General features: G+C 44.7%; 13 protein-coding genes and 2 pseudogenes. 8 read left to right on the plus strand and 7 right to left on the minus strand.

Annotated elements, in window-relative coordinates; translation table 11 throughout:
* Positions 1-84 precede the first annotated feature (84 nt).
* The 7 genes from fusA to QZV86_RS01795 form a co-directional block, all read right to left on the minus strand.
* On the minus strand, positions 85-2175 hold the full coding sequence (gene fusA / locus QZV86_RS01765) for an elongation factor G (protein WP_295623564.1): 2091 nt from the start codon (positions 2173-2175) through the stop codon (positions 85-87).
* Positions 2176-2233: 58 nt separating this feature from the next.
* On the minus strand, positions 2234-2704 hold the full coding sequence (gene rpsG / locus QZV86_RS01770) for a 30S ribosomal protein S7 (RefSeq protein ID WP_103966276.1): 471 nt from the start codon (positions 2702-2704) through the stop codon (positions 2234-2236).
* Between the two features lie 78 nt (positions 2705-2782).
* Positions 2783-3160, minus strand: coding sequence for a 30S ribosomal protein S12 (gene rpsL / locus QZV86_RS01775; RefSeq protein ID WP_062558929.1), 378 nt, complete (start codon positions 3158-3160; stop codon positions 2783-2785).
* A 275-nt stretch (positions 3161-3435) separates the two neighbouring features.
* Positions 3436-3921, minus strand: a complete 486-nt coding sequence (locus QZV86_RS01780; protein ID WP_295623565.1) for a YajQ family cyclic di-GMP-binding protein — start codon at positions 3919-3921, stop codon at positions 3436-3438.
* Between the two features lie 80 nt (positions 3922-4001).
* Entirely contained in the window at positions 4002-5225 is a 1224-nt protein-coding gene (locus tag QZV86_RS01785) for an argininosuccinate synthase (RefSeq protein ID WP_295623566.1), read from the minus strand.
* 74 nt (positions 5226-5299) lie between these two features.
* Positions 5300-6226 (minus strand): ornithine carbamoyltransferase, encoded by a 927-nt coding sequence (gene argF, locus QZV86_RS01790; RefSeq protein WP_295623567.1) that lies wholly within the window; start codon positions 6224-6226, stop codon positions 5300-5302.
* Positions 6227-6272: 46 nt separating this feature from the next.
* Positions 6273-7445, minus strand: coding sequence for an aspartate aminotransferase family protein (locus tag QZV86_RS01795; RefSeq protein ID WP_295623568.1), 1173 nt, complete (start codon positions 7443-7445; stop codon positions 6273-6275).
* A gap of 298 nt (positions 7446-7743) precedes the next feature.
* Here QZV86_RS01795 and gyrA point away from each other — a divergent pair, with 298 nt between their 5' ends.
* The 8 genes and pseudogenes from gyrA to QZV86_RS01835 all read left to right on the plus strand — a co-directional run bounded on the left by gyrA (position 7744) and on the right by QZV86_RS01835 (position 16919).
* A complete protein-coding gene (gene gyrA, locus QZV86_RS01800; protein WP_295623569.1) occupies positions 7744-10302 on the plus strand; it encodes a DNA gyrase subunit A in 2559 nt (852 codons plus the stop codon).
* A gap of 32 nt (positions 10303-10334) precedes the next feature.
* Complete coding sequence (serC, locus tag QZV86_RS01805; protein WP_295623570.1) at positions 10335-11426, plus strand: 3-phosphoserine/phosphohydroxythreonine transaminase; 1092 nt, start codon at positions 10335-10337, stop codon at positions 11424-11426.
* Positions 11419-12615, plus strand: coding sequence for a 3-phosphoglycerate dehydrogenase family protein (locus QZV86_RS01810; RefSeq protein WP_295623571.1), 1197 nt, complete (start codon positions 11419-11421; stop codon positions 12613-12615). Before serC ends, QZV86_RS01810 begins: the two co-directional genes overlap by 8 nt.
* Positions 12616-12655: 40 nt before the next feature.
* The gene (pheA, locus tag QZV86_RS01815) at positions 12656-13726 is read left to right on the plus strand and encodes a prephenate dehydratase (protein WP_295623572.1); all 1071 of its coding nucleotides are present in this window, start codon (positions 12656-12658) and stop codon (positions 13724-13726) included.
* 78 nt (positions 13727-13804) lie between these two features.
* Positions 13805-14923, plus strand: coding sequence for a histidinol-phosphate transaminase (gene hisC / locus QZV86_RS01820; protein ID WP_295623573.1), 1119 nt, complete (start codon positions 13805-13807; stop codon positions 14921-14923).
* A 25-nt stretch (positions 14924-14948) separates the two neighbouring features.
* A complete protein-coding gene (locus QZV86_RS01825) occupies positions 14949-15833 on the plus strand; it encodes a prephenate dehydrogenase/arogenate dehydrogenase family protein (RefSeq protein WP_295623574.1) in 885 nt (294 codons plus the stop codon).
* Positions 15834-15983: 150 nt separating this feature from the next.
* Positions 15984-16214 (plus strand): annotated as a pseudogene (locus tag QZV86_RS01830) (transposase); the annotation flags it as partial.
* Between the two features lie 70 nt (positions 16215-16284).
* A pseudogene (locus QZV86_RS01835) lies at positions 16285-16919 on the plus strand (IS3 family transposase).
* Positions 16920-17198 lie beyond the last annotated feature (279 nt).

A 17198-nucleotide genomic window follows, 5' to 3' on the forward strand; every position in this document is an offset into this window, starting at 1 on the left:
TATCGTTCCAACATTTACATGTGGCTTCGACCGCTCAAATTTACTCTTTGCCATGTCTTATCCTTTTACACTCTATACAATTCACTATTTCTTACTTATTATAGCTTCCGCTACATTCTTTGGTGCCTCGGAATAATGCTTAAATTCCATCGAATAAGTCGCCCTCCCCTGTGTTGCAGATCTCAATGCTGTTGAATAACCAAACATTTCTGCAAGTGGCACTTCTGCTCGAATGACTTTGAAGCCAGGAATATCATCCATTCCTTGTATCATGCCGCGCCTTGATGATAAATCACCCACAACATTTCCCATAAAATCTTCCGGCGATTCCACTTCAACAGCCATCATAGGCTCTAGCAACGCTGGATTGGCTTTACGCATACCATCCTTAAATGCTATTGATGCAGCCATTTTAAAAGCGTTCTCATTCGAATCCACATCATGATACGAACCATCGAAGAGAGTAACCTTCACGTCCACTACAGGATACCCTGCTAACACACCGCTTGGAAGTGTCTCCAACAATCCTTTTTCAACTGCCGGTATATATTCTCGTGGCACCGCTCCACCTTTTATTTCATCCACAAACTCAAAACCCTTACCAGTTTCATTTGGCTCCATTCTCAGCCAGACATGACCATACTGCCCGCGCCCCCCGGATTGCTTTACAAATTTCCCTTCAATCTCGACTAATTTCCTTATTGCTTCACGATACGCCACTTGTGGAGCACCCACATTCGCTTCCACGCCAAATTCACGCCTCATGCGGTCAACAATAATCTCAAGATGTAGCTCACCCATACCAGAAATAATCGTTTGCCCAGACTCCTCATCTGTTCTAACTCTAAATGAAGGATCTTCTTGAGCCAATCTATTGAGCGCCATACCCATTTTCTCTTGATCTATTTTTGTTTTTGGCTCAACCGCAACATGAATTACAGGCTCTGGAAAATCCATTCTTTCTAGCGTGATTACATTTTGAGTATCACACAACGTATCCCCAGTAACCACATCTTTCAAACCTACCGCTGCAGCAATATCTCCCGCTCGCACCTCTTTGATTTCTTCGCGCTGATTTGCATGCATTTGCAATATTCTGCCAATTCTTTCTTTTCTTCCTTTAATCGGGTTATAAACCGTATCGCCTGACACCACAATACCTGAATACACCCTGAAGAAAATAAGTTGCCCCACGTATGGATCTGTTGCAACCTTAAATGCCAGCGCTGAAAAAGGCTCGCCATCATCAGCTATTCTTTTGTCCGCCTCACCATTTTCCTTTTCACCCTGAACAGCCACGATATCTGTCGGCGAAGGCATATAATCTATAACTGCATCCAACATTGCCTGAACTCCTTTGTTTTTAAAGGCAGTCCCGCACATCATTGGCACTATTTCATTGTTAATTGTCCGCATCCGCAAACCAAACTTTATTTCGGAAATATCCAGATCTCCACTCTCTAGATATTTATTCATCAACTCTTCATTGGCTTCAGCTGCCGATTCCAGCATTTTCTCACGCCAGGCTTTCGCGTCTACCTGCAGCGCCTCAGGAATATCACGCTCTTCAAACTTCATCCCCCTGCTTTCTTCATCCCAATAAATAGCCTTCATTTTGACCAAATCAACTATACCTTCGAATTTATCTTCGGCCCCTATCGGCAACTGTATCGGCACCGGCACTGCCTTAAGTCGCGCTTTAATCTGTTCATAAACACGCATAAAATTCGCGCCTGAGCGATCCATCTTATTCACAAAAGCAAGTCGCGGAACCTTATATTTATTTGCTTGCCTCCAAACTGTTTCAGTCTGAGGCTGAACTCCACCAACCGCGCAAAAAACTGTACAAGCTCCATCCAATACCCGAAGCGAACGCTCCACTTCAATTGTAAAATCGACGTGCCCTGGAGTATCAATAATATTAATTCTATGCTCAGGATAATTACCACCCATCCCCCTCCAGAAGCAAGTTGTAGCAGCCGATGTTATCGTAATACCTCTTTCCTGCTCCTGCTCCATCCAGTCCATTGTAGCCGCACCATCATGAACCTCGCCTAATTTATGCGACACGCCGGTATAAAATAGCACACGCTCAGTAGTAGTTGTCTTACCCGCATCAATGTGTGCCATGATGCCGATATTTCTATAACGCTCTATAGGAGTTTTTCTTGCCACAGTTTGAATGCCTTACGAATATCCAATTAATGAATGTTACTCTTTCAGTTTTCCTCAACTAGAATCTAAAATGCGAGAATGCCTTATTAGATTCAGCCATCCTATGAACCTCTTCACGCTTCTTAACTGCACCTCCACGCCCCTCAGCCGCTTCAGTCAATTCATTCGCCAACCTTGCATCCATTGACTTTTCGCTTCTTTTTCTTGCAGCATCTCTAAGCCACCTCATGGCTAGCGCATTACGCCGCACAGAACGCACCTCTACCGGAACCTGATAATTAGCACCGCCCACTCGACGACTCTTTACCTCCACAATTGGACGCACATTGGTTAATGCTTGCGTGAAGATTTCCAACGGATCATTTCCGGTTTTCTTCCCGATGTGCTCTAGTGCGCCATAGATAATTCTTTCAGCCACCGACTTTTTACCTCTCGTCATGAGAACATTAACAAATTTTGCTAACTCTACATTGTGATATTTTGGATCCGGTAAAATTTCCCGCTTTGGAACCTCTCTACGTCTTGGCATTATGCAACCTCTTCAGATTTATTACTTTTCTGCTCGTTTCTTACTATATAAATACTTGCGTTATATTCAGATAAGACTCTATGCAGTTTTTGGTTTTTTGGAACCATACTTTGATCTTCCCTGCTTACGATCTTTAACACCCGCCGTATCCAGACTTCCCCTCACTGTGTGATAGCGCACACCCGGCAAGTCTTTGACACGCCCCCCACGAATCAGCACAACCGAATGCTCCTGAAGATTATGTCCTTCGCCACCAATATAACTCGAGACCTCAAATCCATTAGTCAATCTCACTCTGGCTACTTTGCGCAATGCAGAATTTGGCTTCTTTGGCGTAGTCGTATATACCCTTGTACAAACACCCCGCTTTTGCGGACTATTTTCCAATGCAGGAACGCTACTTTTAACCCGCTTAGCTATACGCGGCTTTCGAACTAACTGACTGATTGTCGGCATTTCTATATCCTAAAAAACTGCGACGGCTTCTAAGCCGTCTGCAACTAACCTATTGCTAAACCCTATTTCTATTTTACCAATGGCGTAAAATTAATTATTCGTCATCTTTATTTTCACGAAAGGAAAGATGCATCAAAAAAGAGAGCGGATTCTATTGGGTTTATATTTTTGTGTCAAGACAAACATCGTTAACACAAGCATCATTTTACCAGTATCTTGCTATGTTTTACCATTCATTTCTTGCGTTATACGAAGAATATAATCAACGAACTCCATCAATCTCTAAAGTTATGGAATTGTAATGGAAAACTATCAATTGATTTTTTTACTAATTGTATTACATCCTGCAACACATCTTTCTTTGCACCGACTACACGCACGACTTCTCCCTGGATACTGGCTTGCACCTTAAGCTTACTATCTTTAATATTTTTTATAATTCTTTTAGCTAGCCCTACTTCAATCCCCGTCTTAATTATCACTAACTGCTTTACTTTATTCCCACTAATTTTATCAATCGGATTCTTGTCCAAACATCGCACATCCACATTCCGTTTTGTCAATTTAATTCTGAGAATATCTAAAACCTGCTCCAATTTGAATTCATCATCTGCAAATATCGTTAATTGATAATCAGCCTGCTCCACCCGTGCATCCGAACCCTTAAAGTCAAAACGCGCACTTACTTCTTTATTAACTTGCTCAACCGCATTCCTGACTTCCTGCTTATCAACTTCCGAAACTATGTCAAATGTTGGCATTTTATTTCTATATAAACTAAGCAAATGATCCAGATTTCTTACACATACTAGTGTGCATTTTATCGAGTATTCCTGGCTATTCAATTAAGCTGACCAAGTTTGCGCTTAGCTGCAATGCGCAACCTTAATGCGTTCAATTTGATGAATCCTGCCGCATCCCCTTGATTATAAGTTCCGGCATCGTCTTCAAATGTCGCAATATTTGGATCGAATAATGAATCAGCATGAGAGTCTCTACCGACCACAATAATATTCCCTTTGTACAGTTTCAGTCTCACCCATCCATTGACATTTTGCTGGCTCGCATCAATCATCGCTTGCAGCATCTTCCGCTCTGGACTCCACCAATAACCGTTGTAAATCAGCTCAGCGTAACGCGGCATTAGATCATCTTTTAAGTGTGCAACCTCTCGATCCAAAGTAATTGATTCAATTGCGCGATGCGCACGCAGCAGAATTGATCCACCAGGAGTCTCATAGCATCCTCGGGATTTCATACCAACATATCGATTTTCTACTAAGTCTAGCCTGCCAATTCCGTGCTTACCGCCCAACATATTAAGTTTTTCTAATACATCAACCGGTGACAATTTAACGCCATTTAGGGCCACGACATCTCCGCATTTAAACTCTACATCTAAATATTCAGGCACATCGGGTGCGTTTTCAGGTGAAACGCTCCAACGCCACATTGATTCTTCTGGCTCAGCCGCTGGATCTTCAAGAACCCTTCCTTCATATGAAATATGCAGTAAATTTGCATCCATGCTATAAGGTGAGCCAGTCTTTTTTTTCATTTCAACCGGAATACCATGTTGCTCAGCATATTGCAGTAACTTTTCTCGCGAAGTTAAATTCCATTCGCGCCAAGGTGCGATTACTTGGATATCTGGCTGCAATGCGTAGTATCCCAGCTCAAAACGCACCTGATCGTTACCTTTCCCTGTAGCACCATGCGAAACCGCATCGGCACCCGTCTCCTCGGCGATTTCAATCTGCCGCTTTGCAATTAATGGACGCGCAATGCTCGTACCCAGCAAATATTCTCCTTCATAAATCGTATTCGCCCGAAACATTGGAAATACAAAATCTCGCACAAATTCTTCCCGCAAATCATCAATATAAATCTCTTTGACACCAAGCTGCTTTGCTTTTGCGCGCGCTGGCTCAACTTCCTCTCCCTGCCCAATATCAGCAGTAAATGTCACTACTTCACACTGATACGTATCTTGCAACCACTTCAAGATAACTGATGTGTCCAGCCCTCCAGAAAATGCCAAAACCACTTTATTTATTTTTTTCATTCTTCTTTCTTATCACATTTTTGTTTAGCGAATTAAACGAATAAATAGGTCAACTAAAAATTCTAAACTCCAAGCTATATTCCAGTATCTATTTTACCCAGAAGCAAATACTCCATAAGTGCTTTTTGCGTATGCAGCCGGTTTTCCGCCTCATCCCATACTACCGATTGCGGCCCATCCAAAACTTCGGCACTTACTTCTTCATCACGGTGTGCTGGCAAACAATGCATAAATAACGCATCCGATTTAGCCAATGACATCATTTCTGTATTAACACAAAATGCAGCAAAATCATTTTTCCTTTGCTCTATTTCCTCCTCGAATCCCATACTCGTCCACACATCTGTTGTAACAAGGTCCGCATCCCTTACAGCTTCGCGTGGATTCGCATAGACTTCGTAATGTTTAGCACCGCTTAATCCTATCCGTTTAGGATCAATATCGTAACCAGGCGGTGTTGATACATGCACTTGAAAATTAAAAATTTCGGCCGCTTGCAACCAAGTATTGCACATATTGTTGGAATCACCGATCCACGCTACAATTTTGCCTTCTATGCTGCCTCTATATTCGATATAAGTAAAAATATCACTCATAATTTGACACGGATGATATTCATCAGTTAAACCATTGATTACCGGCACTCTCGAATTCTCAGCAAAGCGTTTGATAGTATCATGTTGATAAGTTCGGACCATGACCAGATCTACCATACGAGAAATCACGCGCGCAGCATCTTCTACAGGCTCCCCCCGCCCCAATTGCGTGTCTCGCGTTGACAAATAAATTGCCGCACCACCCAACTGATGCATACCTGCCTCAAATGATAATCGTGTGCGCGTCGAATTTTTGTCAAAAATCATCGCCAATGTTCGATCATTCAATGGCCAGTATTGCCGGTATTGTTTGAACTCCTGTTTTATCCAGCGCGCACGTTCAAATAGATACTCGTATTCATCGCGGCAAAAATCATTAAATTGCAAAAAATGCTTAAATTGCATAACAAAATAAACAACCAATCAGTCGCCAAAACTTGATGCACACTGATTAGTTATTCAAAAACTCCTTTATTAATGAGCAAGTGATGTCAACCACCTGCCCAGCTTCGTTTTGCTGCATCACAAATGCAGGCAGCAAGCGCACCACTTTATCGGATGTTACATTAATTAGTAATTTCCTCTCCAAGGCTTCTTGGACCAGCTCACCACAAGGCACTGAAAGCTCGATACCTACAATCAAACCCTGACCTCTGATCTGCACGACTCCTACCACACCGGCCAGCTGTTTCTTCAGCCTATCACGTATAAAGTCACCCAGTCTCGTTATATGATCAAGAAGATTTGTATCGGCAATTACGTTCAGGGTTTCAATCGCAGCAGCGCAAGCCAACGGATTACCCCCGAAGGTGGAAGCATGATTGCCCGGTTTGAAAACTTCTGCAGCTGCACCTCTAGCCAAGCAAGCGCCAATCGGAACTCCTCCCGCCAAACCCTTAGCCAATGTTATTACATCCGGCATAATATCGCTATGCTGAAACGCAAACCATTTACCACTGCGTCCGATTCCAGACTGTATCTCATCCAACATCAAAAACCATCCGTTTTGATCGCAGAGATTACGTAACTTTTGCAGATAATGCGCCTCAGGAATATTAACCCCACCTTCACCCTGAAAAGGCTCCACCAATACCGCCACAACATCCTTATTGTTAGTAGCGACTTGCGTGATCGCCTCCATACTGTTATAGGGAACACGTACAAATCCCGATAGCAGGGGTTCAAATCCCGCCTGCACCTTGCGATTTCCACTAGCCGTCAGGGTTGCCATGGTGCGGCCATGAAATGAGCGCTCCATGACTACAATTGTAGGCAACGAAATTCCTTTATTATGCCCATGCAAACGAGCTAGTTTAATCGCTGCTTCGTTGGCCTCAGCTCCGGAATTACAGAAGAAAGCATTATCCATCCCTGATAATTCAATCAGACGATTAGCCAATTGCTCCTGCTTCTCAATGTTATAAAGATTAGATGTATGGATTAACGCGCCAGCTTGCTCACAAATAGCTTTAGTCAATTTTGGATGACAATGCCCCAACCCGCACACAGCAACACCTGCCAACGCATCCAGATACCGCTCACCGCGATTATCCCACAACCACACTCCCTCCCCTTTCACAAAGGTAACGGGTAACCGCGAATAAGTATTCATCAAATTAGACACAGCACTAGACTCACATTTATTTTAATTTTAGATGGAAAATTCAATTACGCGCCCTAACTCAGCTCAATGTTCAAAGTAAGAAAAATTTGGAAAAACTATTATAGTTACTTATTTAATCTGCTTTTTCAAGCTTTATTCTCCAGTGTTCAGCTTATTTTTACAATTTTACACCGCAAAGAACTAAGAAATTATGACAGCATGTTAGAATGCTGCGGTTTATAAATTTTCTTATATTAAACTTTAATAAGAAGATACACCTCTGCATCATAACCCGCTGTTCTCACAAAAATCATAAGATATGAATCAATTTGCCAAGGAAACCCTGCCCATCAGTCTTGAAGAAGAAATGCGGCGTTCCTATCTTGATTACGCGATGAGTGTGATTGTAGGTCGCGCCTTACCTGATGTTCGTGATGGTTTAAAACCGGTTCATCGGCGCGTGTTATTTGCCATGCATGAACTCTCTAATGACTGGAACAGACCGTACAAAAAATCTGCGCGTATCGTCGGCGATGTCATTGGTAAATACCACCCGCACGGCGATACTGCCGTCTATGACACGATTGTACGCATGGCGCAGCACTTTTCGCTGCGCTATATGCTCATTGATGGACAAGGCAACTTCGGTTCAGTAGATGGTGATAACGCTGCTGCAATGCGCTATACCGAAATCCGTATGTCACGTATTGCACATGAACTGTTGGTTGATCTTGACAAGGAAACAGTGGATTTCGGCCCCAATTATGATGACTCCGAAAAGGAGCCACTCATACTGCCGGCGAAAATCCCCAATCTGCTGATCAACGGTTCATCTGGCATCGCCGTTGGTATGGCAACCAACATTCCGCCGCATAACCTCAACGAAGTGATAGAAGCCTGTCTCGCCTTACTCAAAAGCCCCGATATCAGTATTGATGAGCTCATTGACTTAATTCCAGCACCAGATTTTCCCACTGCTGGCATTATTTATGGTGTAAATGGTGTGCGAGACGGCTACCGTACGGGCCGTGGTCGTGTTGTTATGCGTGCACGCACTCACTTCGAAGATCTGGAGAAAGGCAGTCGTCAATCTATCATCATTGACGAATTACCCTACCAAGTTAACAAAGCGAACTTACTAATTCGCATTGGAGAACTGGTCCGCGATAAAAAAATTGAAGGCATCTCTGATTTACGTGACGAGTCCGACAAATCCGGCATGCGTGTTGTCATTGAGCTAAAACGCGGAGAAATGCCCGAGGTCATTCTGAACAACTTGTATAAAGAAACACAAATGCAAGACACGTTTGGCATGAACATGGTAGCTTTGCTCGATGGCCAGCCACGACTGTTAAATTTAAAGCAGATTCTGGATGCTTTCCTGCGTCATCGCCGCGAAGTTGTCACGCGCCGCACCGTGTTCGAACTAAAGAAAGCCCGGGAACGCGGCCATTTACTCGAAGGCTTGGCAGTCGCATTATCCAATGTTGATGAAATTATCGCCTTAATCAAAGCGGCCCCGACACCGGCTGATGCCAAGGAAGCGCTGATGGCAAGACTCTGGCATTCTCAATTGGTTTCAGAAATGCTGACGCGAGCAATGGCGGACGCTGGCGCACTGCGCCCTGAGGGTTTGGATAACATGTTCGGATTGCAAGCACAGGGTTACCGTTTATCTGATGCCCAAGCACAAGCCATTCTGGAATTACGTTTGCAACGCCTCACCGGTCTCGAACAAGAAAAGATTGTCGATGAATATAAGGATGTAATTGAAAAGATTATTGACTATCTCGACATTCTGGCGAATCCAGGACGCATCACCCAGATCATTACCGAAGAGCTGGATGCAATCAAACAACAATTCGGCGACAAACGCCGTAGTGAAATCATTGTCGATACACAAGATTTAAGCATGGAAGACCTGATCACACCAGCAGATGTCGTTGTTACACTGTCACATACTGGTTATATCAAGTCCCAGCTGCTGGACGATTACCGCGCACAAAAGCGTGGCGGGCGCGGCAAGCTGGCAACCAGCACCAAGGAAGATGACTTCATTGACAAATTATTCATCGCCAACACGCACGACTATATTCTGTGTTTCTCAAGCTTGGGACGTGTGTATTGGATCAAGGTGTATGAAGTGCCGCAAGGCGGCCGACAATCCCGTGGCAAACCCATCATCAACTGGGTACAACTAGAGGAAGGCGAAAAAATCAACGCAATTCTACCGGTCAAAACCTTTGATGAAAATCGCTTTGTCTTTATGGCGACCTCTTTTGGTACGGTCAAGAAAACACCGTTATCAGACTTTTCCCGTCCGCGCAACAATGGCATTATTGCGATTGGATTGAATGTAGGGGACTTCCTCATTGGCGTTGAATTAACCGAAGGCAAACATGATGTGATGCTGTTCTCAGACAATGGTAAAGCCATGCGCTTCAGCGAAAATGACGTACGTCCGATGGGACGTACCGCCCGTGGCGTGCGCGGCATGAAGTTAGGTTCAGGACATAAAGTCATATCTATGCTGGTCGCTGAGAATGAAGATCTCGCAGTATTAACAGCCACTGAGAACGGTTACGGCAAGCGCACTCCGATTGGCGAATACACACGCCATAACCGCGGCACGCAAGGCATGATCGCAATCATTACCAGCGCGCGTAACGGCAAGGTCGTTACGGCAAAACTGGTAAAACCCGACGACGAAATCATGCTGATCACTTCCGGCGGCGTATTGATTCGCACCCGTGTTAATGAAGTGCGGGAAATGAGTCGTGCCACGCAAGGCGTTACTCTCATCAACTTGGACCCCGGCGAGAAACTTGCCGGCCTAGAGCGAGTGGTGGAAAGCGACGACGACGATGATGAAAGTTAATAACTCACCGAAACTTAACCGCAAATAACGCGATGGATCAGATCTATAACTTTAGCGCAGGCCCTGCAGTTCTTCCCAAAGAAGTACTACAGCAAGCACGCGAAGAAATGCTAGATTGGCACGGTAGCGGCATGTCCGTGATGGAAATGAGTCATCGAGGCAAGGAATTCATGTCAATTGCCGAAAAAACCGAAAGCGATTTTCGTGAACTGATTGGCATTCCAGAAAACTACAAAGTATTATTTCTACAAGGTGGCGCTTCCAGTCAATTCTCCATGGTGCCAATGAATCTGTTGCGCGGCAAAATAAAAGCGGACTATATTAATACCGGTCAGTGGTCAACCAAAGCCATCGAAGAGGCTGCCCGTTATTGCACGATCAACGTCGCCGCTTCCTCGGCAGACACTAATTTCACTTATGTGCCCGCGCAAGATAAATGGCATCTGGATCCTGAAGCAGCCTATATTCACTACACCAGCAATGAGACTATTGGTGGTGTCGAGTTTCATTGGATACCAGAAATTGATTCACACAACGGCATTCCACTGGTAGTCGATATGTCATCCGATATCTTGTCAAGACCGTTGGATATCACGCGGTTTGGATTGATCTATGCAGGTGCGCAAAAAAACCTCGGGCCTGCTGGATTAACACTGGTCGTCGTCCGCGAAGATTTATTAGGTAAACCACTACCGGGCACGCCAACGCTATATAATTATCAGATCCATGCGCAAAATGACTCGATGTACAACACGCCACCTACTTACGCCATGTATATTACCGGATTGGTATTTGCATGGCTGAAAAGCAAAGGCGGATTGGTCGCAATGGAAAAAACTAATATTACCAAGGCCAATTTGCTGTATGACTTGCTGGATGACAATGATTCTTATCACTGCCCAGTAGCCAAAGCAGATCGATCGCTGATGAATGTTCCCTTCACATTGAAAAACCCTGCGCTGGACGAAGAATTTCTCAAGCAGGCCAGTAACAATGGTCTGATTCAGTTAAAAGGCCACCGTTCCGTAGGTGGTATGCGTGCGTCAATATACAATGCCATGCCGATTGAAGGTGTGGAGAAATTAGTTGCGTTCATGAAAGAATTCGCCAATCAGTATGCCTGAACATCGACATAATACCTTCAAGATTCTCACACTCAACCAGATTTCTCATCATGGATTGTGCCGTTTTCCAGCGGAAACTTATCAGATTGGCAAAGATATTACTGAGCCGGATGCAATTCTGGTGCGTTCGCATAACATGTTAAATCAGCATATCCCTGTCAGTGTTAAAGCAATTGGCCGCGCCGGTGCCGGTACCAACAACATTCCGGTACCCGATATGAATAACCGTGGCATTCCCGTGTTTAATACCCCTGGTGCGAATGCCAATGCAGTTAAAGAACTGGTTTTAGCCAGCCTGTTTTTGGCTGCGCGGAATTTGGTACCTGCGTTGCAGTTTGTTGAAAATCTGCAAGGCGATGATGTGATGTTGAACAAACAAGCTGAAGATGGAAAAAATCTTTTTTCCGGCATTGAATTGCCCGGACGCACACTCGGTATCATTGGGTTGGGTGAAATCGGTCGGCTGGTGGCCAATTCTGCTCTCAAGCTAGGTATGAAAGTAATCGGTTATGATCCCCAAATTACTGTGGATTCAGCGTGGAACTTGTCAGCCGAAGTCAAGAAAGCCAATAGCATAGAAGATCTCTTGCGCCACAGCGAGTTTGTCAGCGTGCATGTTCCACTGCTCGACTCCACCCGTCACCTGATCGATGACAAAAGCATCAAGTTAATGAAACATAATGTGATTCTATTAAACTTTTCGCGCAGTGCGATTGTCGATGAAGAAGCTGTTCTGACCGGTATTGCAACGAACAAAATCAAAACTTATGTCAGTGACTTTCCCAGTCAGAAATTGCAACATCAGAGATCGATCATTACGTTACCGCATATTGGCGCATCAACACAGGAATCGGAAGAAAATTGTGCCGTTATGGTTGCAGATCAACTCATCGATTATCTGCAAAACGGCAACATCACTCATACGGTCAATTTTCCCGATATACAGATGGAGCGGGAATCACCTTATCGGGTGGCAGTTGCCAATGCCAACGTGCCCAATATTGTGGGACAAATATCCACCAGCATGGCCAAGGCCGGGTTGAACATCCACAACATGATCAATAAGTCACGAGGAGAAGTGGCTTTCACACTGGTCGATGTCGACAGCCCGGTACCACAACATGCATTGGATGAAATCACCGCCATAGCCGGCGTGCTCATGGCGCGATATCTACCACTTACTCAATAGACTTCAATACCTTATTGTTCAGCTAAAATTCTCACCGCTCATGTCAGAAGAACTCAAAAAATTACGCGACCAGATTGACACCATTGACAATGAACTACTTCAACTGGTGAGCAAACGTGCCGAACTGGCACAGCAAATCGGCAAGATCAAAAAGAGCGACATTATTTATCGCCCTGAACGTGAGGCGCAAATACTGACACGCATGCAAGAACAAAATCGCGGTCCCATCAGCAACAAACAAATCAAACAATTGTTCATAGAAATCATGTCGGTATGCCGTGCATTGGAAAAACCAATGAGCGTAGCTTATCTAGGGCCTAGTGGCACTTTCTCTGAAGATGCAGCATTAAAACGTTTTGGCAGCGCCATTACAACCCTAGCATGCGATTCTATCGACGAAGTATTTCGTACTGTGGAATCGGATGCAGCTAATTATGGGGTGGTACCAGTGGAGAACTCTACCGAGGGCGCAGTTAGCAGAACCATGGATTTATTGCTGCAAACTTCGCTGATCATTTGTGGCGAAATCCAACTAGCTATCCATCAATTTCTCATGGCCCAGCAAACCGGATTATCACACATCAAAAAAATCTATACTCACCCACAGTCTTTCGCACAATGTCATCAGTGGCTAAGAATCAATTTACCACAAATTTCTGATATTGCTTTTGTCACAACCGCCAGCAATGCCGATGCAGCCCGGCAAGCAGCAGCAGACAAGCATGGAGCGGCGATAGCAAGCAAGAGAGCAGCCGAACTGTTCGGACTTTCCATCTGCGCTGAAAACATCGAGGATGATCCGAAAAATACTACGCGCTTTCTAGTTATTGGTAAGCAGATGGTGGATGTTTCAGGAAAAGATAAAACTTCTCTCATCATGTCAACCAACAATCATTCCGGGGCAATCTATAAATTGCTTGAGCCGCTGGCGCAGTATGGCGTCAGTATGAGCCGTTTAGAGTCGCGCCCGTCGCGCGCAGGTCTATGGCAATATGTTTTTTTTGTGGATATTGAAGGACACCAGCAAGATCAAAACGTGGCTGCTGCACTGGTAGAATTACGCAACAAAGCAGCTTTTCTAAAAATCTTAGGATCGTATCCGGCGACGTAACGATTCACCATCACCCCATAGTCACACGATTGAATTACTCAACTCTCGATATTTTTACTCGCTAACACACTTAATATTATGAATCTCTGCGACTTTGCTCCGGAATATATCCGTTCTATCCAACCCTATCAGCCGGGCAAGCCCATTTCAGAACTAGCACGAGAAATGGGACTGGATGAAGCGCATGTAATCAAACTGGCCTCCAACGAGAATCCACTGGGAACCAGTCCGCTCGCATTAGATGCGATAATAAACGCATTGCACGATGTCGCACTCTATCCAGACGGCAGCGGCTACGAATTGAAAGCCGCACTTTCTAAACGCTATGAAATTGATCCGGAACAAATTATTCTGGGCAATGGTTCCAATGATGTTTTAGACCTGGCCGCACGTGTATTCCTGAAACCGGGTGCCGCCGCCGTGTATTCACAACATGCTTTTGCCGTTTATCCACTGGTAGTGCAGATGATCGGTGCCAATGGCATATCGGTTCCTGCCCGTGATTATGGCCATGACTTGCCAGCGATGCTAGATGCCATCACACCGGAAACACGCATCGTATTTATCGCCAGTCCGAATAACCCGACTGGCACCTTATCCAGCGAAGATGAGCTATTCCGATTTATGGAGCGCGTCTCCCGTGATGTATTAGTCGTTATAGATGAAGCCTATTACGAATACTTACCTGAGACAAACAAACCGAACAGTATCAGCTGGTTGAAACGGTTTTCCAACTTGCTGATCACACGCACTTTCTCTAAGGCCTACGGCTTGGCCGGTGTACGCGTTGGATTCGGTCTGGCCCATCCAGATGTTGCTAACCTGATGAATCGCGTACGCCAGCCGTTCAATGTCAGCAGCATTGGTTTGGTAGGTGCTTTGGCCGCATTACACGACGCCGAATTCGTACAGCGCTCATATGCGCTAAATCGCGCAGGCATGCTACAACTCACAGATGGTTTTCGCAAACTGAGTATCGAATGCATTCCCTCGTATGGTAATTTCATCAGTTTTCGCGTCAAAGGTGATGCATCCAACACCTTGAAGGTTTATCAAAAATTGCTGCAACATGGCATCATCGTCCGCCCACTCAGTATTTACGAAATGCCCAATCATCTCCGAGTTACCGTTGGATTGGAATCGCAAAACAAACGATTCTTGGAAGCACTGGAACTGGCATTAAGCGAATTGGATTAATCAAAAACTCGATCAAGCGCTGCCAATGACAAATATCGCACCACTCAATAAGCTGGTTATTATCGGCGTTGGCCTGATTGGCGGGTCATTTGCACAAGCCTTACGCAACGCCGGCCTGACTAAACATATCGTCGGCGTTGGCCGTAGCCAACAAAACATGCAATGTGCCATTGAGCTCGGCGTGATTGATGAAATCGCAAGCGATATCGCTTGCGCTCTGCACAATGCAGATTTGGTGTTCCTTGCGATGCCGGTGGGCCAAACCAGGTACATCATGGAGAGAATCGCTCCACATTTGCACGCCAACACCATCGTTACCGACGCCGGCAGCACCAAACAGGATGTGATGGCTGCAGCACGCCACTATCTTTCGATGCAAAGTCGGCATCATTTTGTCCCTGGCCACCCGATTGCCGGTGCCGAACAAAGCGGCGTACAAGCCGCGCAACCTGATTTGTATCTTAACAAACATGTCATCCTCACTCCTCTACCGGAAACCAGCACCGACGCTGTCACACGAGTCGAGCAATTATGGCAAGCCTGCGGCGCACAAGTCTCGTTGATGCCCGCCGATGAACACGATCAAGTTCTCGCCGCAACTAGCCATTTACCACATATTCTCGCTTTCACGTTGATGAATCACCTCAGCAACACTAATCAACCTGAAAATATGCTTCGTTTCGCGGGCAGCGGTTTCCGTGACTTTACTCGCATCGCTAGCAGTTCCCCGGAAATGTGGCGCGATATCTGTTTAGCAAATCACGAGGCACTGCTCAAGCAAATTGATATGTATCAGAATGAAATGAAAGCATTGCATGCAATACTAAAACATAATGATGCAGTGGCACTAGAACAATATTTTTCTCAAGCACGAGGCCTACGCGATGAATGGCTGAAGAATAAGAGCTAATGTTGGCCTTCGCGCCATCACTAACTTTAAACTTGTTGACAGCATCCGGCAATGCAATTGTGTATACCGCCAACCCAAGTTGGACAAAATAGCGTAATTGCTTAAGAGACATATTTAGTTCATCGTTACCCCAAAGAAAGAGGAACGACGATGACAAAGAAGGATAATCAAAACCACAGTACTGAGAAGACTGTACGAGATATTCGTCGTGCAACCCACCGTAATTATTCAGCCGAAGAAAAAGTACGCATAATGCTGGAAGGTCTTCGTAGCGAAGACAGCATAGCGGAGTTATGTCGTCGAGAAGGTGTCAATACGAATATATATTACCGCGGGTCGAAGGAATATCTGGAAGTCGGGAAGAAAAGGTTAGCGGGAAATATCGTGAGGGATGCTTATTTTCATGGCGTCCGAAGTTTCATAAAATGAGGACATGAAATAGAGGATAGAGATGGCATTACTCCGCGCACAATATAGCCAGGAATTTAGGGAACAATCAGTTAAGTTCTTTAAAGCAAGTGGATTAACTTTAGTTGAAGCAGCCAAACGACTGTCTTTACCGAAAGGAGCATTAAAGAATTGGGTTTATGCGGATAAACAAGGTGAATTCGTTACGGTAGGCAAACACCAGAGACTACTTGCCGAGCTTGAATTAGAATTATCCAGAGTAAAGCGTGAATTGGCTGAAGTTAAGATGGAGCGTGACTTCATAAAAAAGTGTGCGAAGCATTTCGCGAGTGCCGGGCATTTGATGTTTCTGAGAGCGGCTTTCATGTCCAAAGGACTCGCCGCAGCAGTCAATACTGTGCACATGATTACCAGAATTTATTGCAACAATTTGGCATGATCACTTCCATGAGTCGTAAGGGTGATTGCTATGATAATGTTCCGATGGAAAGTTTCTGGGGAATACTTAAAACCGAGTGGGTGCATCATAGAAGATTCAAAACACGGCAACAAGCCATTCAGGAGATTACCGAATATATAGAAATCTTCTATAACCGGCAGAGAAAACAGAAAAGACTAGGCTATTTGTCACCAGCACAATTTACGCAGCAATACTATCCAAATTTGCTTGCCGCTTAAACCAATGGACTCCATCTTTGACAGCACATATCAGCCGTAATTTCTTCCAATCTATCGAGTGCATCATCTTGTTCAAAACGCTATCTGCCTTCGGACATTGAGCTTATTGAGCACAAAAAATCGAATACCTATAACAAGTTTCTATCCCTTCAAACATCACATGCAGAAGATCTTATTTGGCCTTCCTCAGACACAAAATCATTGACATTACCATAAAAACATAAGAATATTTCTATAGATAAAGCATCATATTTTATATACTTTTTCGTAATTCTGCCG

The sequence above is a fragment of the uncultured Nitrosomonas sp. genome (assembly GCF_902826915.1).
In the GTDB taxonomy this organism is placed as follows: domain Bacteria; phylum Pseudomonadota; class Gammaproteobacteria; order Burkholderiales; family Nitrosomonadaceae; genus Nitrosomonas.